Origin of the sequence: Paramylibacter ulvae, from assembly GCF_014652655.1 — a bacterium.
Taxonomy (GTDB): domain Bacteria; phylum Pseudomonadota; class Alphaproteobacteria; order Rhodobacterales; family Rhodobacteraceae; genus Amylibacter; species Amylibacter ulvae.
This window is the reverse complement of the sequence record NZ_BMZF01000001.1, coordinates 627,994-652,753: the sequence shown is the minus strand read 5'-3', so window position 1 is coordinate 652,753 and position 24,760 is coordinate 627,994. Positions and strand designations below refer to the sequence as shown.

At 45.8% G+C, this 24,760-nt stretch carries 24 protein-coding genes and 1 pseudogene; 12 read left to right on the top strand and 13 right to left on the bottom strand.

The genetic code is table 11. From position 1 onward, the window contains the following. Positions 1-178 precede the first annotated feature (178 nt). A complete protein-coding gene (locus IE094_RS03225) occupies positions 179-721 on the top strand; it encodes a hypothetical protein (protein WP_189639109.1) in 543 nt (180 codons plus the stop codon). A 219-nt stretch (positions 722-940) separates the two neighbouring features. Further along, positions 941-1,189 carry a tyrosine-type recombinase/integrase gene (locus IE094_RS15625; protein ID WP_189639108.1) on the top strand — a complete coding sequence of 83 codons (249 nt, stop codon included), beginning with the start codon at positions 941-943 and terminating at the stop codon, positions 1,187-1,189. Between the two features lie 17 nt (positions 1,190-1,206). Here IE094_RS15625 and IE094_RS03215 read toward each other — a convergent pair whose 3' ends face one another. After that, positions 1,207-1,809 carry an immunity protein Imm33 domain-containing protein gene (locus IE094_RS03215; RefSeq protein WP_189639107.1) on the bottom strand — a complete coding sequence of 201 codons (603 nt, stop codon included), beginning with the start codon at positions 1,807-1,809 and terminating at the stop codon, positions 1,207-1,209. 13 nt (positions 1,810-1,822) lie between these two features. Continuing rightward, positions 1,823-2,044: pseudogene (locus tag IE094_RS03210) on the bottom strand (transposase domain-containing protein); the annotation flags it as partial. Positions 2,045-2,520: 476 nt separating this feature from the next. On the opposite strand from IE094_RS03210, the gene IE094_RS03200 reads away from it, so the two are divergent. Both IE094_RS03200 and IE094_RS15590 read left to right on the top strand, forming a co-directional pair. Continuing rightward, complete coding sequence (locus IE094_RS03200) at positions 2,521-3,195, top strand: SOS response-associated peptidase (RefSeq protein WP_189639105.1); 675 nt, start codon at positions 2,521-2,523, stop codon at positions 3,193-3,195. A gap of 708 nt (positions 3,196-3,903) precedes the next feature. Further along, on the top strand, positions 3,904-4,611 hold the full coding sequence (locus IE094_RS15590) for an SEC-C metal-binding domain-containing protein (protein WP_444544069.1): 708 nt from the start codon (positions 3,904-3,906) through the stop codon (positions 4,609-4,611). A 145-nt stretch (positions 4,612-4,756) separates the two neighbouring features. Here IE094_RS15590 and IE094_RS03190 read toward each other — a convergent pair whose 3' ends face one another. Beyond that, positions 4,757-5,650 carry a LysR family transcriptional regulator gene (locus IE094_RS03190; protein WP_189639103.1) on the bottom strand — a complete coding sequence of 298 codons (894 nt, stop codon included), beginning with the start codon at positions 5,648-5,650 and terminating at the stop codon, positions 4,757-4,759. Positions 5,651-5,753: 103 nt separating this feature from the next. Here IE094_RS03190 and IE094_RS03185 point away from each other — a divergent pair, with 103 nt between their 5' ends. Beyond that, a complete protein-coding gene (locus IE094_RS03185) occupies positions 5,754-6,161 on the top strand; it encodes a RidA family protein (RefSeq protein WP_189639102.1) in 408 nt (135 codons plus the stop codon). Positions 6,162-6,326: 165 nt separating this feature from the next. On the opposite strand, the gene IE094_RS03180 is transcribed toward IE094_RS03185, so the two are convergent. Genes IE094_RS03180 through IE094_RS03170 form a run of 3 tightly spaced genes read right to left on the bottom strand, consistent with a single transcriptional unit; the run spans position 6,327 to position 8,957 of the window. Further along, positions 6,327-7,700: a four-carbon acid sugar kinase family protein gene (locus IE094_RS03180; protein WP_189639101.1), complete on the bottom strand. Its 1,374-nt coding sequence runs from the start codon at positions 7,698-7,700 to the stop codon at positions 6,327-6,329. Between the two features lie 7 nt (positions 7,701-7,707). Further along, positions 7,708-8,172 carry an RpiB/LacA/LacB family sugar-phosphate isomerase gene (locus IE094_RS03175; protein ID WP_189639100.1) on the bottom strand — a complete coding sequence of 155 codons (465 nt, stop codon included), beginning with the start codon at positions 8,170-8,172 and terminating at the stop codon, positions 7,708-7,710. 17 nt (positions 8,173-8,189) lie between these two features. Beyond that, positions 8,190-8,957 (bottom strand): triose-phosphate isomerase, encoded by a 768-nt coding sequence (locus tag IE094_RS03170; RefSeq protein ID WP_268247204.1) that lies wholly within the window; start codon positions 8,955-8,957, stop codon positions 8,190-8,192. Between the two features lie 291 nt (positions 8,958-9,248). Between IE094_RS03170 and IE094_RS03165 the strand changes: the two genes are divergently transcribed. The 6 genes from IE094_RS03165 to IE094_RS03140 all read left to right on the top strand — a co-directional run bounded on the left by IE094_RS03165 (position 9,249) and on the right by IE094_RS03140 (position 16,269). Further along, on the top strand, positions 9,249-10,196 hold the full coding sequence (locus IE094_RS03165) for a D-ribose ABC transporter substrate-binding protein (protein ID WP_189639099.1): 948 nt from the start codon (positions 9,249-9,251) through the stop codon (positions 10,194-10,196). 72 nt (positions 10,197-10,268) lie between these two features. Continuing rightward, positions 10,269-10,919, top strand: coding sequence for a DUF2291 family protein (locus tag IE094_RS03160; RefSeq protein WP_189639098.1), 651 nt, complete (start codon positions 10,269-10,271; stop codon positions 10,917-10,919). After that, entirely contained in the window at positions 10,919-12,457 is a 1,539-nt protein-coding gene (locus IE094_RS03155) for a sugar ABC transporter ATP-binding protein (protein ID WP_189639097.1), read from the top strand. Before IE094_RS03160 ends, IE094_RS03155 begins: the two co-directional genes overlap by 1 nt. Beyond that, positions 12,457-13,518 (top strand): ABC transporter permease, encoded by a 1,062-nt coding sequence (locus tag IE094_RS03150; RefSeq protein ID WP_189639096.1) that lies wholly within the window; start codon positions 12,457-12,459, stop codon positions 13,516-13,518. The genes IE094_RS03155 and IE094_RS03150 overlap by 1 nt, the downstream gene beginning before the upstream one ends. A gap of 10 nt (positions 13,519-13,528) precedes the next feature. Beyond that, positions 13,529-14,545 (top strand): Gfo/Idh/MocA family protein, encoded by a 1,017-nt coding sequence (locus IE094_RS03145; RefSeq protein WP_189639095.1) that lies wholly within the window; start codon positions 13,529-13,531, stop codon positions 14,543-14,545. Then, positions 14,542-16,269, top strand: a complete 1,728-nt coding sequence (locus IE094_RS03140; protein ID WP_189639094.1) for a D-apionate lactonase family protein — start codon at positions 14,542-14,544, stop codon at positions 16,267-16,269. The genes IE094_RS03145 and IE094_RS03140 overlap by 4 nt, the downstream gene beginning before the upstream one ends. On the opposite strand, the gene oiaX is transcribed toward IE094_RS03140, so the two are convergent. Next, positions 16,266-17,549, bottom strand: coding sequence for a 3-oxo-isoapionate-4-phosphate decarboxylase OiaX (gene oiaX, locus IE094_RS03135; protein ID WP_229801994.1), 1,284 nt, complete (start codon positions 17,547-17,549; stop codon positions 16,266-16,268). The genes IE094_RS03140 and oiaX overlap by 4 nt on opposite strands. Before the next feature lie 283 nt (positions 17,550-17,832). Here oiaX and nanR point away from each other — a divergent pair, with 283 nt between their 5' ends. Then, entirely contained in the window at positions 17,833-18,579 is a 747-nt protein-coding gene (gene nanR, locus IE094_RS03130) for a transcriptional regulator NanR (RefSeq protein ID WP_189639093.1), read from the top strand. A 35-nt stretch (positions 18,580-18,614) separates the two neighbouring features. Here the strand turns inward: nanR and IE094_RS03125 are convergent, their stop codons facing one another. The 6 genes from IE094_RS03125 to IE094_RS03095 all read right to left on the bottom strand — a co-directional run bounded on the left by IE094_RS03125 (position 18,615) and on the right by IE094_RS03095 (position 24,758). Next, entirely contained in the window at positions 18,615-19,442 is an 828-nt protein-coding gene (locus IE094_RS03125; protein ID WP_189639092.1) for a phosphogluconate dehydrogenase C-terminal domain-containing protein, read from the bottom strand. A gap of 255 nt (positions 19,443-19,697) precedes the next feature. Beyond that, on the bottom strand, positions 19,698-20,822 hold the full coding sequence (locus tag IE094_RS03120) for an alanine/ornithine racemase family PLP-dependent enzyme (RefSeq protein WP_189639091.1): 1,125 nt from the start codon (positions 20,820-20,822) through the stop codon (positions 19,698-19,700). Next, positions 20,819-22,018 carry an N-acetyltransferase DgcN family protein gene (locus tag IE094_RS03115; RefSeq protein WP_229801992.1) on the bottom strand — a complete coding sequence of 400 codons (1,200 nt, stop codon included), beginning with the start codon at positions 22,016-22,018 and terminating at the stop codon, positions 20,819-20,821. Before IE094_RS03115 ends, IE094_RS03120 begins: the two co-directional genes overlap by 4 nt. Positions 22,019-22,104: 86 nt before the next feature. Continuing rightward, positions 22,105-22,959, bottom strand: coding sequence for a hypothetical protein (locus IE094_RS03110; protein ID WP_189639090.1), 855 nt, complete (start codon positions 22,957-22,959; stop codon positions 22,105-22,107). Positions 22,960-23,042: 83 nt separating this feature from the next. Next, positions 23,043-23,366 (bottom strand): hypothetical protein, encoded by a 324-nt coding sequence (locus IE094_RS03105; RefSeq protein WP_189639089.1) that lies wholly within the window; start codon positions 23,364-23,366, stop codon positions 23,043-23,045. Between the two features lie 456 nt (positions 23,367-23,822). Then, a complete protein-coding gene (locus tag IE094_RS03095) occupies positions 23,823-24,758 on the bottom strand; it encodes a formylglycine-generating enzyme family protein (RefSeq protein ID WP_189639087.1) in 936 nt (311 codons plus the stop codon). Positions 24,759-24,760: the final 2 nt, after the last annotated feature.

Genomic DNA, 24,760 nt, shown 5'->3' with positions numbered 1-24,760 from the left:
CAATGCTAGAGATTGTAGTAGTGTTGATTTTCTTGATATCTGCCGTTGGAATAATAGTAACCGACTCAGTTGTAGATGGGGAAGACGTTACTGCTGCCGGTATTGCCACCGGTGCAGCCACAGGTCTTGTAGGCGGGGTCTCTGGAGCAGATCCAGATTTGGACTGAGAGGTTACCAATTGAAGTCAAAAGACAATCAAAAGGCAGCTTTCAAGAAGCTAAAGGAAACCTTTCTAAGTGACGTAATACCTGTGCTAGAAATCGTCGAATTTCAGCCCTCCACCTTCTCTTCTCATCATTTTGGAGATGACGGCAGGGACGCCACTTACACCTTTGTTTCTATGCAAGATTCTCGAACTCTGGATATTCTTCGCTTCGAACTAAGTTTCGAAGGGCTGTCGATTATGGTCATATACAATAGAATTGGGCTAGACCAAGCTGTGAGTGATGTAAGCAAGCTCAAAGGTAAAAATGGATTAGAACTGCTCTTAATGCCTTTCCGGCGGACCGAGAAAGAAATCCATCGGTGGGTTCCAATTCCTTTTCTAAAAATACCCAAAAGCTACTCCGTAAAAAGAGGCACTTCCGAAAGCGATTTAGAAAAGGCCATCAGCAAGGTCATCGCCGACCTTTCCAACGACATCATGCAATTCGACATCATTCGATCCGAGTGGGATCGCGAACACCGCCCCATTACGTTGGAAACGTCTAAACTAAAATAGAATCTAAACTCTATCCAACTAGGGTCAGGACCCATTAATTTCGCACCTCTGGCTTGGCAGATTTTTTGTCTAGCAAGGCGCGGAGCTGATGAGGGGATTACCGAATGCCAATGATCTTTGACGAGAGCACTTACGCATATAATCAGTAACCGACGGAAGCTGAGGACATGGCCGATTGAGGCCAAGGCGGAAAATCCTTGCCATCCTTCATCGTAACCGGTGCGCCAACCCCTCACCCGCAACAGTTTCTTTAAGATATTCAAAAAATATGTGGCACTGGTGGCGCTACCAGATACGATTACGCCTCACTCAGCTCGCGCTACCTTTATCACCCAAGCCTATGAAGCTGGTATGCAAGGTGAGGATATTCAACGCACCGTTGGGCATAGCTCGATAACGACCACGGAGGGGTATAATCAATCAGCGAAGAAGCTGAGGAAAAGCGCGAGTTTGGGGATGCGGTATTAAGAGGTTTTGACACTATTTCAGTGCAAAATTTCCTGTTCTTCGGCTTCTTTCCAAACATGGCTATTACCTGAGATTTCAATATTGAACATCCAACCACTTGGTAAGCCCAAAAACCTTAACACATTCAGATTATATTGTTTTAATAACTCGCCAAGCGAGGCATTTAGAAATGGGTTTCCTTGTTCCTGATCCATGGCCGTATAAACAAACCACCCACAATCATGCTCACCCTTGGGAATATCTCTAATTCCTTCAATTGTACTGACCGCTACTAGATTAAATGCATTTGGTGTAAAAAATACCTGATGTTCTAGCTCAATAGAATGCCAATCAATTTTCTGGGAATTATTTACGGCACTTTGTTCTTGCCATAACTTTAACGACTTATCCAAATTATCCACGTAAGATTTAGCATCAAAGTCATACTCATACAGTCGTAAATTGCTACCGATTTCACATAACTTTACTGGCCACATACCAAAATAGAAAACCTCTCCAACATTTAAATCTAATACCTCGTTAACAAATTTTTGAACGCCAAAAAGCACCTCATCAGAATAGGCCCCGCTATACTTGAACGTGGCAGTATTGGATTTAATAGCTATAGAATGCTCATTCATTGTAAGCGTTGTTTCACTTCCCAAAATTCCACGGCAATAGCAGTTCGATATCTTTCTGTTTGTGACCATGCGCAATGGCTGTGAGGACACCTGTCAAATAAGCATGCGGTTCGATCTTGTTGAGCTTACAGGTTTCAATGATTGACGCAAGCATGGCCCAATTTTGTGCACCAGCATCATGCCCTGCAAACAATGCGATTTTGCGGTTCAGCGCAATGGGGCGCATGCAGCGTTTGTTCAGTATACTTCATCTGATTGGTTTCGTTGAAAAAGTGACTGCTTGGCATGATGGGGTCTCTGAGCCTTTCGTGGCGGCTAGGTTCCAGAGAGATAATAATTCCTCAATCTGGGAATGGATTGATGAGCAGCCAACAGTTTTGCAGCGTGAAATTCTAAAATCTTTATCTACGTCCAAAGAGAGCATTCTTAGATCTCATGGCAGTCAATATCACAAAGACATAACGCTTCTTGCTAAAGATAAGCGTGCCATACGTGACATGTTGCTAGCTTACGATACGATGCGGGGGAGGTAGGGGAGTCTGATCCTAAGATCAAAGGCTATCTAGACCGCCGCATTCCGTATATTTTTTGTCTGTCCAGTTGAAAAGTTTTGAATGTTGTCCTAGCGCTGGGCGTTCATTGGATATGATTGGACATACAGACCAGGATTGCTAACATCACACAATGTGTGGTGCGCAAATATCAGGAAATATGACTTGGGCTGAGATTTACAGTATCCAACGCGCATTTCTTGACAGCTTTGAAATGGTGCAACTGGACGCGCCGCCAGCCGATTTGGGATATAATATCCGACCAACGCAACAAGTGCGCATGGCAACGCTTGGCAATGGGGCATTTAACATGTCCACAGCACGGTGGTGGTTTGTGCCAGAGAGTTTTCAAGGCGTGTCTAAGGATTGGAAGGCAACCACATTCAACGCCAGAATAGAAACAGCGAAAGAGAAACCAACATTTGCAAACGCATGGCAAAGCAAGCGATGCGTTATCCCAGCGATTGGATACTATGAATGGACGGGCGATAAGGGGAATAAGCAACCTTGGTTTATTGCGCCCAAAACAAATGAACCGTTCTTTTGGTTTGCAGGGTTGTATTCAGAACGCAAAGGTAAGGGGGCAAGCTGCACGATCCTAACGCGCCCCGCATTATCTCAGATTGAACATATCCATGCTCGATCCCCTGTGATGCTGTCTTGTGCAGAGGTTCAGGAGTGGTTGGAAACGGATAACGTGGATCGCGATGCGCTGGGCACAAGATTTGATAATCGTATGCAGTTTCATATGGTAAAACCCATTAAGCCCAAAGATGATGGGGAAAGCCTGATAGAACCATTTGACCCACCTGAACAAATTGGGTTTGCGTTTTAATGAAATATGGCATCAGGCATAACAAGTATGGTATTGATAGATAACACCGAGAAGCAATTTGCATAACACCCAAGTTTGATTTCTTTGATTGTTTTTCAAAGTATCATTGATCGAAAAGCTTGCGCATAATTCCGCAATAAATTGTTATTGTGAGGTATTAAATGTGGTACTTTTTTATACTAAAATAATTTAAGTTATTTAATACAATGACTTATGTAATAATTTAGGCGGATCCTCGGTCCGCCATTTCAATATATTTATTATTTTAAAACAAACATTTGTGTATGAAGTTGTCTAAATTACTTCAGATTTAGACAAAATGCAGATCTGTAATTTCCTCCTTACAGTAAATCCGTGCGTTATTTTGATTGCGATTATGATTTAGGTGTAGTCGGTAGACAACAGTAGACTGGGTTATAATCGCTAATAAAATAAATCAGATTTTATTAGTGAATGACTCTTTGCTTTGTTCCTGCCACAGCCGGATCGAATACGTCTAAAAATTTTAGCGTCCTGTTTCCGATTTTCTTCTACCTGCCGTTCACTATGAGAAATGAATCGCCACATGGCCTTGAACTTTTAGTCAACACATTGATCCAAATGGCTTACCAGAGGAAAAGCGGCACTACACGTTTCATGCAACGAAGGTCAAAATAAGCCCATATTGGCAGATGCTGCGCATTGCATGAGCGACCGCTTTTTGATCAAATGGTTTATTGGCTAAATTGGAGGTCAACTCTTAGAGTGCGCATCATGAATGAAATTAAAAAACTCAGTTTACCTAAGATTCAAGCCATGAAGGGTAGAGATCGAAATGCCCCATGCTGGTGCGGGTCTGGCAAGAAGTTCAAAAAATGCCATTTCGGCCGAGATGCTCAGCCGAAGGGGAACCCTTGGGACGCTGTGGATGTAAACCGAAAATCCTATTCCCAAAAGAAGTGCTGTGCGCGAGACGTAGGTTTAGGTGAATGCGATGGCCGCGTGATCAAAGCTCACACTGTCTCGCGCGGACCGAACCTGGCCAAGATCGCCAAAGATGGCCACGTGCTGCACTATGTTGCGAGCATACCGGACATGAACAAGAACGGCGGAAAGCTTTCTGTGAAGAAGATAGGCATCAAAGATGCCTCAGTTTTCCATGGCTTTTGCAGCAAGCATGATCGAGAGCTTTTCTCCTGTATCGAAAATGAGGTGTTTGTTGGACGACCCGATCAGTGCCTTGCTGTAGCNTCAACATTCCGCGATTGGGCGTCAGAGGTTGCAAATGCACCCAGAGAGGTTGCGGAAATGTCATTAGCGCATAAAGTGGGTTCAGATGTTGAACGCGCCTATGCGAGGTCTGATTTATTGGAGCGGCGGCGTTTACTGATGGAGAGTTGGTCGGGATTTGTTGCTAGGGAAGTGGAAAAGTTGTGAGGACTGGTTAATGTTTTGCCCCCCCCAAATTATATGATTACGGACAATGCTCAATTTTTGACGCAAGGGGGCCACCACTATGGGACGGCTGATGTTACATGCGCGAATGTCGGAACCTGAGAACCAATACTGGTTAAAGCTATTCTCAATTCAACTCGCTGACGACCATATCGATGAAGCTTCTGACTTTAGGTTCAAGATATTTTTTGTGAGGATAAAGAGCGGCTAAAGGCACTTCGTCATGCACCACATTCGGTAACACCATTATCAAACGACCGGAGGCTAAATCGTCTTTCAAAAGTATTTTGGGCAGGAGTGCAACGCCCATCCCGCAAAGGGCCGCTTCGTGCAGCGCCGCTGCGCTATCGAACCTCAATCGAACCCGCCCTGGCGCATTTGTCCAGAATTCAGAGTTATCTTGCAGTTCCCAAGGTTGACGTTCACCGCCGCTGGCAAACTGCAAGAGGTCATGTTTGCTCAAGTGTTCAATACGCGTGAGCGCTCCATGTTTGCTAAGATAGTCTGGTGAAGCGCACAATGCTGGCGTGTCGGTGAAGATTTTGCGCGAAATCAAAGATTGGTCAGGATTGGTGACACCAAAACGCAGGGCAAGGTCGAACCCGTCTTCGATAATAGGAGATACCGCATCGGAAAAGCTGACGTCCAACCGCATTTCCGGCCATGTTTGAAGGTACGTCCGAATTATTGGCATCAATAGTTTACGACCAAGGGCATCGGGCGCTGTTATCCTTAATGTGCCACTTGGGACACCGAGCTTTTCGGTCATGGTTTGGTCAGCGGTGTCCATCGCCGAGCGGATGGCGAGACCATGTTGGTACAATTTTTGACCTTCTTCGGTGAGGCTTACAGCCCGCGTTGTGCGGTTAAACAGTCTCACCCCATAATTGTTTTCAAGGCGTGCAATAGCCTTGCCTGCCGTTGAGCGTGTCAGTCCGTGTATCTTTCCGCCCTCAACAAAATTTCTGGCATCAGCGACCGATAAAAAGATCAGAATGTCGTTTACCCGCGCGCCGTTCATTTGTTGGCCCCTTTGTCGCCTTTAGATCGCCATAGAGACGATCACCATTCGTTCATCTCTAGCCATATGTAGGGTTAAGAAACATCAATGCAAGAGGAACAAGATGTCTAAATCAATATCACGACTAAACCCAAAAACACTGCCCGATGCCGCGAGCATAGGCTATTCTCAGATATCAATTTCTGGTCCAACGCGGCTCGCTTTAGTATCAGGTCAAGTCGCGTGGCGCCGCAACGACGGCAGTGTTTCTGACCGCTTGGAAGAACAGACAGAGCAGGTCATAAAGAACTTGTCATCTGCATTGGATGCATTGGATGCGACAACGCATGACATCGTTCAGATGCGGATTTACATGACTGACCTCAACGATGAAACAATGGCCGAAGCGATGGGACAGATCATTGCGTTCCTGGATGGAAGCCAACCAAGTCTGACTGGTGTTGGGGTTTCAAAACTGGCAGCCCCCGAGCTGCAAATCGAAGTTGAAATGGTCGTTCACACAGCAGGTTAAACCTATTCATTATTTGACGTTTGTAGGTTATTCAGTGCTCTGCGCGTGTCCGTAACTGATGATGGACACTTAGATATTAACGTACTCGCGAGACATTTTCTGTAATCCTCATATTGAAGAGGGCGGATGTTTCTTATGAATGATGATCAACGGGCAGGATCGGATTTAGCGAGCACCGCCGCCGTCGCGAATCCAGCCAAAATAATCTTTGCTACCCATTTGTCCGCCTTTTAATGCGAGTTCCAGGCCATCCATTTCCCCCTCTGCATGTGCCTTGCAGATGGCGGCACCAGCAATTGTAGGGGCAAGGGCGGAAAGTGCGAAGATACCCAATTGGTGAGTAGCATATCCAGAAGTGTCACCTCCCGAAACAATCGCACGTCGAATACCACTTTGACTTAGAATGCGCTGCAAAATAATCCCAAGAGATTGGCCGATAATTTCACTAGCTTGCGACATCCCTAACGATGATTCAGCGAGTGCTGTTCTAAATTTACCGACGGCTGGGTCATCGGGACCTTCGGCAGTGTGAATGAGCGGGTCTAGATTGTTGGAAAGAGCATCAAACGCGCAGTTTATGCAATGTTCAATTTCCGTATCGATCGCAGTTTGACCACGGAAAACAGATGTTGCATCAAAAGATATACTGGCGAAACCATTGTCTTTGGACCAAGCTATTTGTTCCGCGGTGGTCGGTGAAACCGAGCCAGATATGGCTACAATATTCTTTGCTTTCCCGATGCCAAGGTGGGGCTCCGCGGTGGGTAGGGCGCCAGTATCGCGCCAATGCTGAACCAAAGCATATTCAACACCTTGAGAGCCGACGATAAACGGATTTTCATGTCTTTTGGCCCAGATAAATTCGCCGATCAGAGACTCCGATATTTCATCTGTGCAATCGAACGTTAAGGTTTTTATTTTGCCTGCTCTGGGTGGTTGAAATTGTTGATTTTGCGCACTGAAATTTAGCGGTACATAGTCAATATCCAGCCGCTTGGATTGGTTCCCGATATGGATGGCTACGTCAGATTCCGTCATCGGGGTTACTGGGTGGCGCGACATGACTGGATGGCGGTCCAATCGGTAAGTCTTGTCTCCTGAACGCGCGAAGAGATGACCAAAATATTGGTATCGGCCCATTTGCGGCGCTGCGACCAACACAGAAACCATTTGCGGGTGAAAAAGGTCTGAGCCAATTTCAATAACTCGTCCAATGGAACCAATTTCTGGTGATGAATCGAGTGTTGTGCATATTTTGTAATGGATCAACGCGGGATCAAGTTCATGCAGTTGTTTGAAAATTGAGGGAAGATGTTCATCCATCCATTGTGGTGATTTTGTCCGGGCGGTTGATGCAACACCAACCGCGCGTAGTTTTGGGTAGCGCTTCAATTGATCGCTTGTGGGGGGCTGTAAAAATAACATTGAAGGAATTCCAGAAAATTCCAACACTTCCATCACAGCGGCCGCGCCTGTAAAATCGTCAGCATACCACGCTAGCAAAACATCATTCGTCAAAGATGGGTGAATAGTTTTCATTTTATCATCAAACTTTGCGCTGATATGCTTCTCCAACGCGATCAATTGCTTCTACGTTTTTTGAAGAAGCACCGTTTGCGTCAAACACAGATTGCAACCAAACATCTGCGATGTTTTTCGCAATCTCAGCACCAATCACACGTGCGCCCATTGTGATAACTTGGGCATTATTTGATGTTGTTGCTTTACCAGCCGAATAGGTATCATGAGCCAATGCTGCGCGAATGCCTGGAACCTTGTTCGCGGCGATACACACCCCAATTCCAGTACCACAAACAAGAATAGCGCGATCAAATTGACCATTTATGACACTGTTACATACACGATCTGAAAGATTGGCGTAATATTCGACACTCCCATCTGGGGGAGCCGATAGGTTTACAACTTCTAACGTCGCATTTGCGCTCAGATGATCAGTTAATATTTGTGCTAACGTTGCGCCTGCACTGTCGCCTGCAATTGCGAGTTTCATATGTTTTCCTTTCAAATTTATAAGACCGCGGCACATTTGTTTAAAATGGAAAGATATCCAGCCAATTCCCAAGCCGAACGACCAATGAACAATCCATCAATATGTTCGCATTGAATGAATTCGGCACAGTTGTCTGAATTGACACTTCCTCCGTAAAGACAGGGAACAGGGCGGTTCAAAACGGCTAGTGCGGTTTGTTTGATCAAATCATGTTGAGCGTTGGCATATTGCGATGTTGCGGGAATACCTGTGTCGCCAATTGCCCAAACGGGCTCGTATGCAAACAAGATATCTGTTTGGTGTGCATTCGTGTCCACGTATTGCAATGCGTGATGTACCTGATTTTGCAATACCTCTGCCGTGCGATTATTTTCGCGCTCTGCAAATGTTTCCCCAATGCAAATCAGCGGAGACAAATTATGTCGTAATGCTGCGGCAACTTTGCGACCAACGGTTTCGTCTGTTTCGTTGAAAAACGCTCGCCGTTCTGAATGCCCAAGTTCTACTATGTCACAACGGCAGTCGGTTAACATTGTGGGGGATATTTCACCTGTCCAAGCTCCAGCATCATCCCAATGCATGTTTTGCGCACCGACCAAAATATCGGTGTCGGTCAACAAGTTTTTAATGTGACGAATATGCGTGAAGGGTGGGATGACAAAGCGTTGAATATTAGCGTTTTTTGGCATTTCGAATTCAACCAAACCGTTGGCAAAACCTTCTGCTTCTGCACGGGTCTTGTTCATTTTCCAACTTGTACCAATCCAAACTTTTTTAGCGTTCACGAAACATGTCCCCTTTTCACAAAGTTTGTTGAGTAAGAATTAGCGTTCGAGATTTAAGCGTTGATGCGAAACGCGGCTTTGCTTAAAACTGGTATAATGACTTAATGAGTATGTCAATACAGGAAGGCGGAACGCTAACCAAGATTCCTGTCTTCTATAGGGAAACGCGATCCAATCATATATACTCATCATACCTGTTGACAGGGTGATGATTATGGGTAAGTGTGGAGTAATTCAGTAGCGTCGGTAAAGAGCGGCGTCATGAAATCGAAAATTTTGGGAGGAATTATAATGCAAACAAATCGTCGTATATTTGTGTCTGGGTTGGCCAGTGTCGTAAGCTTAGCATCATCAACCATTAGCTTTGCTGCCGATGGTAAGCTGATTGCAATTTTAACACCAAGCCATGATAACCCGTTCTTCAAAGCAGAAGCTGTTGGTGCCGAAGCGCGTGCCAAAGAGCTTGGGTATGAAACGATCGTGTTGGTTCATGATGATGATCCAAACAAGCAATCAGAACTTTTTGATACTGCAATCGCGCGTGGAGCGTCGGCGATCATACTGGATAACGCGGGTGCGGATGCAACCGTTGCCGCAGTTCAGCGCGCGAAAGATGCCGGTATTCCGTCGTTCCTAATCGATCGCGAGATAAAAGAGTCGGGCATCGCTGTCAGCCAAATCGTGTCCAACAATTATCAAGGGGCACAGTTGGGCGCAGAAGAGTTTGTCCGCATTATGGGCGAAGAAGGTAATTATGTTGAATTGGTCGGGCGCGAAGCTGATACCAACGCTGGCATCCGTTCGTCAGGTTATCATGACATAATTGATCAGTATACAGATATGGTAATGGTTGCTCAGCAATCTGCCAACTGGTCGCAAACTGAAGCGTTTGAAAAAATGGAATCCATTTTGCAAGCAAACCCTGATATCAAGGGGGTAATTTGTGGTAATGATACAATGGCAATGGGGGCATGGGCCGCACTAGAAGGCGCTGGGCGTACCGATGTATTGGTTGTGGGTTTTGATGGTTCAAACGATGTGCGTGATAGCATTCTTGCTGGGGGTATCAAGGCAACTGTCTTGCAGCCAGCTTATCGTCAGGCTCAGGTGGCAGTTGAACAAGCCGATCAGTACATCAAGACGGGTTCGACGGGCCAAAAAGAAAAGCAGCTGATGGATTGTGTTTTGATCAACGCAGAGAATGCGGCAAAACTAGAAACCTTTGCCTTGGTTGAATAAGTTCGATCAAAAATTGAAGCGCGCGCTGTTACTTTGCAGCGGGCGTTTTACTGTCTCAAAGAGGGTGAGGGCATGCGAGTAATAGGTGTAATACCTTTGATTGTTTTGAGCTTGGTGAACGCGGTATCTGGGTGCAAAGTTGTACGCAATCCATCACCCGAGGCAAAAAATGCGGCTCAAACAGATCAAAGTGACGAGGCGCGTATGGCGAATTACGCCCAGGAAATCTGGGAGCCAAAGGTGTTGCCCGCTGTACAAGAAAATCTTGTGCCATTACTCGAATTGCGCAAAATTCTTGACCAGGACATCGAAAAGGCAGGAAATGCTCACGGTTTACGACCAGAAGGCGAAGCCAATCTTTGGAATTTTGCTGTAAGCGGCACTGGAAAAATCATCGAAGCAAAAACAAAGAGCAAGGCTGCCAAATTACAGGTTGATACCGATGCGGATGGGATTGCAGATGTCACAGTACAACTGGGTCCCATCATTCGTGGAACCGCATTTCGTGACGCGATGCCATTTATAAATTTTTCAGATTTTCGAGACCAAATTGAATACGCAAAATTGGCGCGGGCAATGAATGATTTGGCTCATCGAGGAATAACAATTCCAGAGGGCGATGTTGTTGGCCAAACCGTTACGTTTGAGGGTGTTTACACGCTGAACAATCCAACGGACAAACCTGAAATTGTGCCTGTTTCAGTGATTTATGGTGCACAATAATGAGCCATAGTATTGGTCTTTCTATTCGTAATGGAACCAAAGTTTATCCAGGCACTGTTGCGTTGGATAAGGCCGACTTTGATTTATATATGGGTGCGGTCAATGTGCTTGTCGGAGAAAATGGCGCCGGAAAATCCACAATGATGAAGGTCATCGCGGGTGTCGAGCAGCTTACCAGTGGTGAAATTTCAATGGAAGGGGATATTATCCAGTTACGCAATACCGATGATGCCGCAAAGCGCGGCATTGGTATCGTATTTCAGGAATTGAATTTATTTCCTAACATGACTGTTGCCGAAAATATTTTTATTGCTCGCGAAAAAACTCGCGGTGGAATTGATATCGACACAGAAGCGCAAGAACGCGAAACACGGGCATTAATGGAGCAATTGGAACAAGATATTGATCCCAACGATCTGGTGGGTGATTTGCGTGTTGGGCAACAACAAATTGTCGAAATTGCAAAGTCGCTCGCACAAAATGCGCGCATACTGATCTTGGATGAACCAACCTCTGCGCTTTCTGCTGCCGAAGTGGAAATTTTGTTTCGTGTCATTGCTGATCTAAAACGCAAAGGTGTTGGTATTGTTTATATCTCGCACCGCTTAGAGGAACTGATTCAAATCGGGGATTATATCACCGTCTTAAGAGATGGGGTCATTACCGGATCGCGGTCGATGGATGGCGTTGATGTCGATTGGATCGTTCGCAATATGATCGGCGATAGCGGCAAGGATTTCGCCAAAGAAATTGAACATCCATTTGGGGGAGAAATTTTCCATGCGGAAAATGTATCTCTTGGGAATTCTGCGGGCGGATTGACCGTAGATAATGTTTCGTTGTCGTTGCGCGCAGGCGAGATCCTTGGCGTATACGGGTTAATGGGGGCAGGGCGCTCTGAATTTCTAGAATGCGTTATCGGCCGACACCCACATGCCACAGGTAACATGTTTATCGATGGTGAACCGTTAGTTGAAAAATCGGTATCTGCACGCATTGGTCGAGGACTGGCCCTGATTCCTGAAGATCGAAAAAACGATGGTCTGGTGCAAATCCTGTCCATTCGCGAAAACATGACTTTATCCAGTCTGCATAAATTCACCCGTGGTTTTGATATGAATTTGAGATTGGAAAAAGAGACCGTAGCGGATTTTGTGAAAAGCATGACCGTTAAGATCGCATCGCCAGAACATGCCGTTTCGTCTCTTTCAGGGGGTAATCAACAAAAGGTGGTAATTTCCAAGGCTTTGATGACAAACCCCAAAGTTTTGTTAATGGATGAACCATCACGTGGCATCGACATCGGGGCAAAGGCCGAAGTTTTTCGCGTAATGCGCAAACTCGCGGCCGATGGATTGGGGATCATTTTCGTGACCTCTGACTTGGAAGAGGTTTTGTCTCTATCTGATCGTATTTTGGTCATGTCCAATGGCCGAATAACAGGCGATTTCACACATGATACGGCAACAAATACCGGTTTGGTCGAGGCATCTGCAATTGGTCATACCCCGTTAAATAACAATAAGGAGCTCGCATAATGGCTACTCAAACTACCAGTTCATCGCTCGCCGCGCGTTCCAATGTGTTACTTGTTTTGCTAAAGGCACGAACGTTTATCGCACTCATAATTGTATTTGCATATTTTGCATTTTTTGCGCCCAACTTTCTGTCAACAGCGAATATGGTGATTATGTCAAAGCATGTCGCTTTAAATGCATTTTTGGCGATTGGCATGACGTTTGTCATTGTCTCAGGTGGTATTGATTTGTCCGTAGGCTCTATCGTTGGGCTTTGTGGAATGGTAACGGGATACTTGTTGTTAAATGGAATTGATGTCGGGCTGGGTTGGTCAATTCAATTCAATACATTTGAAATATGCTTATTGGTCATTCTCGTGGGGGTCGGGATCGGCGCGATTAACGGGTTTTTGATTACAAAACTAAATGTCGCGCCGTTTATTGCCACACTTGGTACGTTATATGTTGCGCGCGGTGCAGCGATGTTAAGTTCGGATGGACGTACATTTCCAAACTTAAACGGAAACCCCGAATATGGTTCACACACCTTTCGTTGGATTGGTTCTGGTGAAATTCTGTGGGTGCCCGTTTCTATTTGGATGTTAATTGCGGTGGGATTACTTGCGGCATATATCGCAAAAAGAACCCCTTTGGGCCGTCATATTTATGCGGTTGGTGGCAATGAACGCGCTGCGGGATTGTCCGGGATCAAAGTTAATCGCACAAAGTATTTTGTTTATATTTTTTCTGGCTTTTGCGCAGCATTGGTGGGGATAATTATTTCGTCACAGCTTGTTGCTGCACATCCTGCAACTGGTAATACGTTTGAGCTTAACGCAATTGCGGCGGCGGTTTTGGGCGGCACGTCCATGTCTGGTGGGCGTGGTAAAATAGGTGGCACAATTATCGGTGCGTTTGTGATTGGTGTGTTGTCAGATGGCTTGGTGATGATGGGGGTTTCGTCGTTTTGGCAAACCGTTATCAAAGGATTGGTCATCATAGCAGCGGTTGTCATCGATCAAGCACAACAAAAGGTTCAAGCGCGCGTTGCTCTACAGGCGCAATCCGCAATTGGAAAGTAAGGGATTCATCATGAAAGGCGCACTTATTGGTTGCGGGTTCTTCGCACAAAATCAACTTCATGCTTGGCGCGATATTGACGGGGTGGAAATTGTTGCACTGTGTGATCAAAATGAAATTGCGCTGAATGCCAGCGCGAAATTATTTGGCATTGACCAGGTTTATACCGATGCTCAAGAAATGTTTGCTGATGGTGGGTTTGATTTTGTCGATATTGCCACAACCGCGCCATCACATCGCACACTGGTTGAAATGGCGGCTAAGGCAGGTGTGAACATTATTTGTCAAAAACCTTTTGCCGAAAATATGGATGATGCACGTGCCATGGTTGCGTCTGCAGATGCGGCTGGTGCAACCTTGATGGTACATGAAAATTTCCGTTGGCAATCTGCCATTCAATCTGCATTAAAAGTTGTGCGATCAGGCGCCATCGGTGAACCATTTTTTGGGCGGGTTAGTTTTAGATCGGGATATGATGTATTTTCAGGTCAACCATATCTGGCCGAAGGACAAAGGTTCATTATCGAAGACCTCGGTATCCATATTCTCGATATCGCGCGTGCTTTTTTTGGTGATGTTGATCGTATTGCGGCGACCACACAACGCATGAACCCAAACATTAACGGAGAAGATGTGGCAACCATGCTTCTTGAACACCATAGCGGGGTATCGTGCATTGTTGATTGTTCATATGCAACCAAACGCATTCCAGAAAACTTCCCTCAATCACTGTTAGAAATTGATGGAAGTATAGGCTCGCTTCGACTTGATGCTGGATATAAATTGACGGTTCAAACTGATGATGAAATCACTGTTGATGTATCACCACCATTGTTACCATGGGCCGAGCGACCTTGGCACAATATCCAAGAAAGTGTGAAGATTATTCAGCAGCATTTTGTGAATTGCATCAGATCAGGTTCACAACCAGAAACATCAGGTGCTGATAATTTAAAAACACTTGCGTTGGTAGAGGCTGCCTACATATCAGCAGAACATGGCCGCACTGTATCGTTGTCAGAGATATGACCAACTTGCAAAGCCTCTATGGAACAGACATAGCGCCGCTGAAAGCGTCAAAGCTCAAAGCGGGGCCAATATCATTGACTTTGGAAAATGGTATATTACGACATGTCAAATTGAATGGTTCTGAAATTATCCGTTCCATTGCGTTTTTGGTTCGCGATGCTGATTGGGGTACTCTGGCACCTGATATTGATAATCTTATCATAGATGAACGTTCGGATCAGTTGGTGATCTCCTACAGCGCGCAATATCAAAGTGGTGATGCTTTGTTGAATGTTGATATTTCTATTGATGCTTCTGCCGGTGGTTTGAAAATGTTGGCGAATGGTGTTGCAAATGGAAAGTTTGAAACCAATCGCGCGGGATTTACAGTATTGCATCCAATCAAGGATGTTGCAGGTTGTCCCGTAGAAATTCAACACTCAGATGGTTCAGTTGAACATGGCAATTTTCCAGCGTTAATCGAGCCTTGGCAACCTTTTGTGGATATTAACGCGATAACCCATCAAGCTGGTAATCATACAATAAGATGCCAGCTTGTTGGTGATACGTTTGAAATGGAAGATCAGCGCCAATGGGGTGATGCGTCGTTCAAAACTTATAATCGTCCGCTTGCGCAACCTTGGCCTTATACAATTGCTGATGGGGATTCAGTGGAACAATCTGTTTCGCTGACTTGGGCGCAAAAACCAGCAATAGTTGCACCTGAATTCTTAGAGAGATGTATCGATGCTAATTTTCCCGAAATGGCGCTCGTTATTTCCCCAGAGGATGCTGTGCGACTGGCGGCAAATCCGAACGATTTGAATGTGGTTCAGCCCCAGCGATTGTTGTGCCATCTCGACACACAATTAGGGGATTTACGGGATCAATTTAACGCATTTGCACATGCGCAATCTTGCTGTCCAGATGTTGTCTACGATCTTGAGTTAATCATTGCGAATGACGATAACTTAGATCAGATCGCGACTGTCATGAATAGCACTGGGTTTTCACCAGACAGTGTAATGATCTGTCCGTCAGTTGACCGTCAATCAACACCTCCAGGTTCTGAATGGCCGGATTGCCCACCATTGGAAATCATTCACAAAGCTGGCGAAAGCGCATTTCCAAATCTGAAACGTGGTGGAGGAATGGTTAGTTTTTTTCCCGAACTTAACCGCAAACGACCACCCATTGAAATGTTGGATTTTGTAAGCCATGGTTTGTGTCCAATTGTTCATGCCGCCGATGACTTTAGTGTGATGGAAACGCTCGAAACGATTGCGCATATTACAACGTCTGCAAGGGCAATCATCGGGACGTTACCGTATCGCATTGGCCCTGCAACCATTGCTATGCGTCAAAATCCATACGGTAATCGCACAATTCCAAATCCAAACAATGACCGTGTTTGTATGACAGATAACGATCCTCGTCACCGTGCGAAATTTGGTGCTGCGTATGTGGTTGGCCTTGCTACTGCTTTGGCGCAATCTGGAATTTCTGTTTGGACTCCTGCCTATTTGTATGGTCCACGAGGGTTAATTGGCAGCAAAGGTTGTTGGCCGATCGCAGAGCCACTTGCAGCATTGGCCAAGATGGCAGGGCAGGGCGTGAAGAAAGCGGATATATCGGACGGACGAGCACTGTTGTCATCGCGTAAGATGAAAATTGTGGCAAACCTAACACCCTTACAGAATGATGGGTTGGCTCCTTTTGGCGTTGATATTTCGCCTGTTCTCTAGGATTTTTTGAATTGTTTTATTGCGGCTGCTAGCTCTTGATGTGTTTTGGAATATTCTAACATGTCTTGACCTTGAATGGCTGCATCCCATGCTTGGCGAATGGCCTTCACACCCGCACTCGCGCCCATTGGGTGTCCATGAATTCCGCCGCCGCCAAGATACATGAGATCAAGCGCACCCTTGGTCCGTTGATAGGTTTCAGCTGCTTGTCCGCCCCATTGACCCGAACACACAACAGGAAGTGCACGATCAAGGTCAGAGAAAATTGGCGTTAAGCAATCGGAAAAACTTTTTACAAAGCTTTCATTTGGCTCCCAATATTTCGCATCGATACCGTTGACTTGAAACTGATCAACTCCTAGCAAGCGCCAAATTTTTTGATAAACACGAAATTCCATACCCAGAGAGGGGTGTCGCGTTAAAATATCCCAGCCATTACGATGCGCATGAAGACATAAATTAGATCGTTTGCGCAAAAAGCTCATGCCGCCATAACCAATCGAATTGATATTAATAACGGCCGCTTGGCCTCCAGCAGCACAGACAATATCGTGGTTGCGCATCATTTGATCGGGGTCAGCACTTGAAATGCCAAATGCGTATAACACGCGCTTTCCTGTTCGCTGTTCATAATCCTTGATAACAGGCATGATCGCACTCACTCGCCGCTCAAGGGGGGAATATGTCGGTGACATCAGTTTCTCGTCATCCTTTATAAAATCAACTCCAGCTTCACACAGTCGTTTCACGACATCAGCCGTGTCGTGCGGGGATAAGCCCAAAGAAGGTTTGATAATTGATGCAATCATGGGGCCATCCGAAACGTTCATCAATTTTCGTGATCCCATAACCCCAAATTGCGGTCCTGGATGAACAGACCATGCCTGTGGTAGGGCGATATCCATTACGCGCACACCCGATAAGCCGCGCACGGCATAAACCCCGCCAACGGTTATTGTCATCAAGGCCGCTATGTCCGTCCCAATAGCATCAAGAGGAAAATCGATAATCGCATCACCGCGTAAATAACGCGTACCCGTTGGATCTTGTAGTCTGGGAAATGCTGGGGTTGCGACCGATCCTAATTCGACGACATCCACAACACGTGCCGCATATTGTGCCTTCAAGGCAGTGGTTTCGTTTGGGAGCGCCGTAAACGTTCCAGTTGATTGATCCGATGCTATTTTCTCAGCCATCGCAAAAACGCTCGCACCTGCCATATCTGGAACTTCTAGGCGGTATGTAACTCGGATCACATTTTGCAACGTTGCTAACGACATGAAATCCCTTTCTTCGTATTGCAATTGGAATACTCATTATACCTATTATTGTAAGCTTGTATTCGAAATTTCATATAAATCGTGAAAAATAACGGCTGTTGTAACATTTGCTATGCAGTAATGGATTGAAATTTCACATTCAGCTTGATGATCCAAAGTATGGTGGGTAGGTTAATGTGACATAATCTGATTATACCAATTAACCTGTCAAACGGTGCCGGAGAAATTGGAGCCAACATGGCGTTCCCAAAATGGGCCAGCGGCGCCGACAAAGAGAGCAATTATGTCAGCAGATTTTTCAACCGAAACCAATACTCAGAAAACAGTTAAAAGCGAAAAGATCGTGCGTCGAAAACTGTCGGACGAGGTTTTCGACCGTTTGCGCGAGATGATGACATCTGGTGAGCTTGAATCAGGTGATCAGATGCCGTCCGAACGAACGTTGATGGAACGTTTCGGTGTTGGCCGACCGGCTGTGCGTGAAGCGATGCAATCAATGCAGTCCATGGGTTTTATAACGATTTCACATGGCGGACGCAGCCGCGTGAATGAGTTGTCGGTGGACAAAGTTCTTGATCGTGCGGACGAGGTTGCGCAGATGTTATTGTCGTCTGAACCCGATCAGCTAGAACATTTAAAAGAAGCGCGGCGTATGTTTGAAACGGGCATGGTGTCCCTGGCCGCAAAGCGTGCAACGCCAGAAAATTTGGATGAATTGAGTGGAATTCTTGAAGAACAACGTAGCTATCTTGGACAGGCCGAGCGTTTTATGGAGGCCGACACTCGGTTTCATACTTGTATTGCGAATATGACAGGAAACCCGATTATGGGTGCCGTAAGCAGCGCGTTGTTGCGCTGGCTGTTTAAATATCACACCTCGACATTGCATTGGTCTGGAAACGAAGAGGTAACGTTATCAGAGCACGCGGCAATTTTAGAATTATTACGTGCAGGTGATGCCAGTGGCGCTGTGGAAAAAATGCGAGAACACCTCGATCGCAGCAATGCACTTTACCAGCACGAAAAATAGATTGAGTGGCAAAATTTGGTCGTGCCATCAATTGATTAGGTAATGCGTTCAACGCTCGCGCGGATTTCGTCGCGATCAAAAACCTTTTTCCAATCATCCTTCATTAACGTTGGTACACCGTATTCAATTGCGCGGTTGCATGCATCTGAAAATACGCCGTCGACCTCGTCAAAAATAACTGCGCCAAGTATGTTCATATGACCGAGCAAAAAGTCACGCGCGCAGTCATAGGAAACACCAGTTTTCACAACCTCGTCCATCGCTTGTCGCATAACGACCAAGAGTGATGCGCACACAGTCTCGGATAAACCTGGTTCCAAAAATGCCATCTGTTCGACGGTGCAGCGGTGGCTGCGGGCGACGGGGGCATACATGGCACGAGCGACTTTTTCACCCAAGTCATAATGTTCTTCGGGCCCTTGCATCAAAGCATTTACGATCCCTTGGTGTGCGGCGATTCCCCCAAAATGATCGTTACGCCCAGCTTCGGTTTTTTCATTGTTGAAAATCGGGGGATGGCAGGGGTGAGAAATGAAATATGTTATATCTTCGCGTTTTGGCAAATGCCCCGCATATGGCGCGGCGGCGTCCAAGATCACTACGATAGTGCCAGGTGCGATCTTGGGAATTAGATTTTCGCAAACTTTGCCGATCACGGTATCAGGGATGGCTAAAATCACGACATCCGCGCCATCAATAGCAGTGTCCATAGCGATGGGATCAGCTCCGATTTCCTGCTTTAATCGTGCGATGCCTTCTTGTGCCACTTCAACGTAGCGCATATCGAAATCAGATTTTGCTAGGTTCGTGCCAAGACGAACTCCCATTTTTCCACCTGCACCGAATAAAGCAATTGTTGTCATGGCCATTCCCCAAATTTGCGTGATTTCAACTGGTATGATGAGATAACAATATAATCATACTGTCAAGTGCAGCAAGCGATTAAGTATCAAAATATTTCGCTAATTTATACGACGGGTGATGACCTTCGGTTGGGTGGATTGAATTTTTGGCTATAGAGATACCTGTAACATCAGCGTAGTCGCGCAAGTTTGTGTCGCACAGCAGGCGGCATCAAAATTCTACTAAGGCTGAAGGAAACCCGGGGTGCAGGTCGGTCATAGCAACGCCAATCGCGGTCTATTGGAGTTAGTTGGCACTAACGTTTTGAGGGAAGGGGCTCCCAGAATTGTTTTTACGATATCAGGTGCGCTCATAGCCTGCATGACAGCACTGTAGTTCATTTGAAATTTAACTTCCTGTCCGACTTGAAGATGCGCATGGGATTTGCACACAATCATGTGGTCGCTCGTTGCACCAAAACTGGTGACACCTTCAGGCAATTTGAGTCCTCCTATATCCGTATCTTGAAGGCCAATTGCAAGTATTGAACGCGCTACTGATCCTGTGCCATGAACAAGAGACGAAGGATCCTTCAGATTTGTGTTAATAAATTTAAGCTGCACAACGTCGGTCTTGATTTTTGTTTCGATTACTTCTGCTACAAGTGTAAAAGCATCAGTATGCAATCCGCTGATTTGTGTGCCGCAAACTGGGTCAACCCCTAACAAGATGGCTTCACCCAATCTAAGATTGTTTACACAGCCATTCTCCCTATTCCCAAGCGCCCATGTTAAACTTGCTGAGTTCCCCCCCGATACAGTCGTGAAAGCTAAACCACATGCGGTTTCAACTTCGCGGACAAGTGAAGAAAACTTATTCATAATATCAATATCTGGAGGTATTCCACCTAAACAGGCGAAGTTAGTTCCTATTCCCGTTAGCGTAAGGCCTGGAATTTTAATTACACGCAGTGCAAACGATTTTAAATCTTTTGGCATAATTCCTTCACGCATATCCCCCATTTCGACCATAAGTACGATATTGTGGAGTTCGTTACTTTTGCGTGCTGCAGCAGCAAGGCCAGTGACGGTGGAAATTTCGGTGTTAAAGCTGGTATCGCTGTTTTGAACGATAGCATCCAATTGACTTAACATTGGCGAGCGGATCATCGCCATAGAACATGCTATACCCGCTTTGCGCATTCGCAAGATATTCTGAACCCTTGAGTCGGCGAGATTAATTGCTCCACCATCTAGCATTGCTTTTGCTACGGCTGGATGACCGCAGACGGCTTTGGTCACGCCAGTTACAGTAATGTCACGCAAGTTTAGACGTTCAACAAGGTAGCGTGTATTGTATCTTATCTTGTCTAAATCAATTTCGATGCGGGGAGTGATCATGTTTCCGCAACTAAGGGAATTTTTCGCAAGGCAGGATAGGCTCTGACTATAACATTCAAGAGATGTGCAGGAGGGTAGATCAGAACGTCAGTTACAGGCATGTCTAGCTTCAAAGTGTAATCCGTAATTGCCTGTTTGACCTCACTCTTTGTCATGTTTTCATGATTGATTGTTAGGCCAATTACTTTGGTGTTGGCGAATGACTCAATGAGTGCGATCTCATCCGCTGGATCAGGCATAGACATATTGGGAAAGTCACAGCGGTGAACACGTTTGGGTGCGTGTTGAAGGATAACTGCATCTGGTTGGCTACCGCGCAATATGAATGCAGACGTGCAGAATGCAGGATGGCTAAGCGCCCCTTGGCCTTCGATTAAAATTACGTCGGGTTGTTCACAATCAGAGGCCGCAACGATTGCCCCTTCAAGCTCGCCACAACAAAATTGCGGTGGAATCGCGTCCATCGCGACACCATATTTGGCACCCTGCATAAGCCCGGTTTGCCCCGTGCCAACAAGCACTGTTTTGATACCTTTTTCGTTCAATACACGTGCAAGAATTGTTGCGGTTGTTCTCTTGCCAATAGCGCAGTCTGTACCAAGTACAGCTATACGAAGCGCTTTCACATTGGCAATACTACCGTCAAATAAGCGCATGTCTCTACTTGCCTTGGGTTTTCGAATGTCTCTGATTGTCGTGCCCATAAATTTTGCACAGCCCGAAATTTCGGCATCCTCACTCAAAAATTCATGTAGTCCGCTGACAATATTCATACCCCGAGATATTGCATCCAATATGACACGGCGATCTGCCAAAGTTAGCTTGCCGGTGGTTGGTGCCATGCCATAAATTAACGTATCTGGCATAACTGCTTTGTGTTTTATGGCTGCATCTAGGTTTTGAAAGATTGGGATATGATTGGCGCCCATACCCAAAATCTCTCCGCTGTCTTGACCCGCGTGGCAGCTATCTATGACAGAGACGATGTTATAAGCTTGGGAATGCCGAATAAGACCATTTGCGGTTTTTCCATCTATTCTTGCGAAATTTCCTTCACAATAAATGATTGCGGTCGGCGGTGAATATATGCCCGCTGGTGAGTGTAATACAGAGTGTAATGGCTGATCTGGTGGCAAAGCTTGCGTCGTACAGTTATTATTTTGGGTGGAGTGTGCCATTTTGGGTTCGGTTTCCATGTGTAATCCTTTGCAGAATCCATCCACACGACTGGTAAGTCGTGGAGATAGATTTGAGTTCAATTGAAAAAGAGAGGCAATGATGACTAATTATCGAGAATGCACTGGCCTTTTGTTTTTCTGAAGTTTTGGTGGCATTCCCACCTGTTTCCCGATCTGTTGAGATGGGCGTTTGTCGGAATTATCAACGCTTCACATATGTCACCAGATTCTGAATAACCTCGTTCACACTTCCACCCTTTGCCATAAGTAGCTGTGTCAAAATAACCGTTTGTCGGAATTACGATTGCTTTACACTGATCGTCGCGTTGAAAAAATTTACGCTCGCATGTCCATGGCTGACCATAGCTTGCGCCGTTGAGAAACGCATTGGATGGAACCTTTATTGCGGTACATATGTCATTGATCGCTTCATATCCGCGTTCACATTTCCAAGCTGAGTGATAGGTGTCAGCAACAAGATAAGCATTGGTTGGAATGATTAACTCTTGGCAGCTATCTTTGAGTTTTTGGTATCCACGTAGGCAATGCCACTTATCTCCGGATGGGGCCAGAAACCCGCCAAGAGGTACATCCACCTTAACGCAGGCAGCAGCTTTCGTTTCTTTGTATCCGTGATGACATTCCCAACCCGGGCCATAGCTCCGGTTGGTTAATAATCCGTTTTCAGGCACAAAAACGGCAAAACAACCACTGTCCTTAATTCTATATCCAATATCACATTCCCATCCGTCACCATAGCTCTTGGCGTGCGCGTGTTTTGGCACCGTCTCAATAGAAATCTGGGCTAAAACAGATGATGAAAATATATTCAGAGCGCAAACAAAACCAATCAAAATAGAAAGTAATCTTTTGGGCTTCGAAATCGCGAGCAATGAAAGGGAAAGCCAAACAAATATGCTACTTCTTTGCAACTTAATATTAGAGAAATTATACTTCATTATGTGCATATCCTTAAGGGTGTTGGAAACGAAGCCACGAAAAGAAAATTCCGTGACCGCTCGCTCCATTAATAGGATCGTCTTTATTGAATTTTGCGTTGTTCCTTTCGATCCTGAGATGGGTCGAACACTGGAGTGATATTTTTTTTAGATACCTGCGAACGCGCACGATCATTAGCAAGCGCTACTTCCAAATCGCGATGATCAATTGAATGCAATTGACAGCGTCCAGATGTTGCAATCGTAAGATAGGTTTGTGCTCGTCTATATGCGAAAAAACTAAGGCTTTCTAAAATTTCATCTTCTGCGATGATTTCGTAGCTTCCTGATGGAAATACACCTTTGTGCCCACCCAGTATAAATGGGTAACAGAAGGTCACAATCGATTTGGTCGTACGCGATGTCATCGGCAAAACTCCCAAAAAATCAAATCCTCCGAAAAGGATGTGACAATTTATTTTTTGATGATTAAGGAGTGCTATTTGCTTTGGTAGGCGATGCGCCCAAGCGTTGGAAATAACACTTCTGATATGACACGCCTAACACTATAATGTCCGAATAGCAACGATGAAGTGTCCATCATGAAAACGTAAAGGATGCTTTTGGCGGCGAAGATACAGGTACTATGTCTACCTTCAGTGACGCGACGGCCATGCGTTCTGATTTGGTTCAACCACGAGAATCCCAAGTAATATCAAGCCGATTACAGACTAAATCCGCATCGTTGCTTGGCGGTCAAACCGCAAATGAGCTGTTGTCTGTAATAGAAAAAGTTTCAGACGCGCCAGATTTGTCTAAAATGACCGATCTGTTATTCACTTGAATATGTGTTTTGGTTTGGCGCAGTCCCGTAATGGTCAGAATTATGTACCATAAACCAAACGAAACCCTTGGTGTGATGTTGAGCTGTCGGGTGATGTGCCAGAACGCGCCGCGATGCGATATCGGTAACAATAGCTGGCGTGGCATAAAAACGATCCCCCTTTCAAAAGTTTGAAACCTTGTTTGCCGGCATGTGCGGCCATCACATCCTTTTTGAGGGATCGAATTTTAAATGGTTGTGATGTCCATTCCCAGACATTCCCGACCATGTTGTATAACCCATATCCATTGGGCTCATATGATTGCGCAGGAGCGGTTGCAAAATATCCATCTTGCGCCGTGTTATGATCGGGGAATTGCCCCTGCCAAATGTTGCACGGAAAGAAATCCGTATCATTTGGTTCATGATCCCCCCAAGGAAAACGTACATCGGCCAAACCACCGCGCGCGGCGTGTTCCCATTCGGCCTCGCTCGGTAATCGTCCACCCGCCCATTTGGCAAATGCTTTGGCGTCATGCCACGTTACATGCGCGACGGGATGATCGGGTTCGGGGGATTGCCCCGTGCCAAAGGGGTCGTGCCAACATGCGCCCGCAACTGCGTGCCACCACGGTGCGGATTTAAATTGGGGGGCGTTTTTTTGATCATCGGACAACAATCCTTTGAACACAAATGAATCGCCGATGCGTTCGGGTTCGGTGACATAGTTTGTCGCATTTACGAATGTTTCAAAACGCGCGTTGGTGACGGTGGTGCGATCCATGCGAAACGGTTTGATCCGTGTTTTGCGAAGTGGGGATTCTGCGTCAATTGGCAACTGTGGGTCATCTGTTCCCAGAAATGATTGCCCACCTGGGATATCAGCAATGCCATTATGGTCTTGGTCGCCACTGGCCGCAGATACCGCATCCATTGGTCTTGAAATCGGCGCGACGGTGGTATCCGATTGACGGGTTGGTGAACAGCAGGACGACATTT

What these genes read in the sequence shown, in the direction of transcription:
- IE094_RS03120 (WP_189639091.1), bottom strand. Translation starts at nt 20,822, where the DNA reads ATGATCACTCCCCGCATCGAAATTGATTTAGACAAGATAAGATACAAT.
- IE094_RS03125 (WP_189639092.1), bottom strand. Translation starts at nt 19,442, where the DNA reads ATGACAACAATTGCTTTATTCGGTGCAGGTGGAAAAATGGGAGTTCGT.
- IE094_RS03095 (WP_189639087.1), bottom strand. Translation starts at nt 24,758, where the DNA reads ATGTCGTCCTGCTGTTCACCAACCCGTCAATCGGATACCACCGTCGCG.
- IE094_RS03155 (WP_189639097.1), top strand. Translation starts at nt 10,919, where the DNA reads ATGAGCCATAGTATTGGTCTTTCTATTCGTAATGGAACCAAAGTTTAT.
- oiaX (WP_229801994.1), bottom strand. Translation starts at nt 17,549, where the DNA reads ATGTCGTTAGCAACGTTGCAAAATGTGATCCGAGTTACATACCGCCTA.
- nanR (WP_189639093.1), top strand. Translation starts at nt 17,833, where the DNA reads ATGTCAGCAGATTTTTCAACCGAAACCAATACTCAGAAAACAGTTAAA.
- IE094_RS03110 (WP_189639090.1), bottom strand. Translation starts at nt 22,959, where the DNA reads ATGAAGTATAATTTCTCTAATATTAAGTTGCAAAGAAGTAGCATATTT.
- IE094_RS03200 (WP_189639105.1), top strand. Translation starts at nt 2,521, where the DNA reads ATGACTTGGGCTGAGATTTACAGTATCCAACGCGCATTTCTTGACAGC.
- IE094_RS03190 (WP_189639103.1), bottom strand. Translation starts at nt 5,650, where the DNA reads ATGAACGGCGCGCGGGTAAACGACATTCTGATCTTTTTATCGGTCGCT.
- IE094_RS03215 (WP_189639107.1), bottom strand. Translation starts at nt 1,809, where the DNA reads ATGAATGAGCATTCTATAGCTATTAAATCCAATACTGCCACGTTCAAG.
- IE094_RS03140 (WP_189639094.1), top strand. Translation starts at nt 14,542, where the DNA reads ATGACCAACTTGCAAAGCCTCTATGGAACAGACATAGCGCCGCTGAAA.
- IE094_RS03185 (WP_189639102.1), top strand. Translation starts at nt 5,754, where the DNA reads ATGTCTAAATCAATATCACGACTAAACCCAAAAACACTGCCCGATGCC.
- IE094_RS03150 (WP_189639096.1), top strand. Translation starts at nt 12,457, where the DNA reads ATGGCTACTCAAACTACCAGTTCATCGCTCGCCGCGCGTTCCAATGTG.
- IE094_RS03145 (WP_189639095.1), top strand. Translation starts at nt 13,529, where the DNA reads ATGAAAGGCGCACTTATTGGTTGCGGGTTCTTCGCACAAAATCAACTT.
- IE094_RS03115 (WP_229801992.1), bottom strand. Translation starts at nt 22,018, where the DNA reads ATGGAAACCGAACCCAAAATGGCACACTCCACCCAAAATAATAACTGT.
- IE094_RS03175 (WP_189639100.1), bottom strand. Translation starts at nt 8,172, where the DNA reads ATGAAACTCGCAATTGCAGGCGACAGTGCAGGCGCAACGTTAGCACAA.
- IE094_RS03160 (WP_189639098.1), top strand. Translation starts at nt 10,269, where the DNA reads ATGCGAGTAATAGGTGTAATACCTTTGATTGTTTTGAGCTTGGTGAAC.
- IE094_RS03105 (WP_189639089.1), bottom strand. Translation starts at nt 23,366, where the DNA reads ATGACATCGCGTACGACCAAATCGATTGTGACCTTCTGTTACCCATTT.
- IE094_RS03180 (WP_189639101.1), bottom strand. Translation starts at nt 7,700, where the DNA reads ATGAAAACTATTCACCCATCTTTGACGAATGATGTTTTGCTAGCGTGG.
- IE094_RS03165 (WP_189639099.1), top strand. Translation starts at nt 9,249, where the DNA reads ATGCAAACAAATCGTCGTATATTTGTGTCTGGGTTGGCCAGTGTCGTA.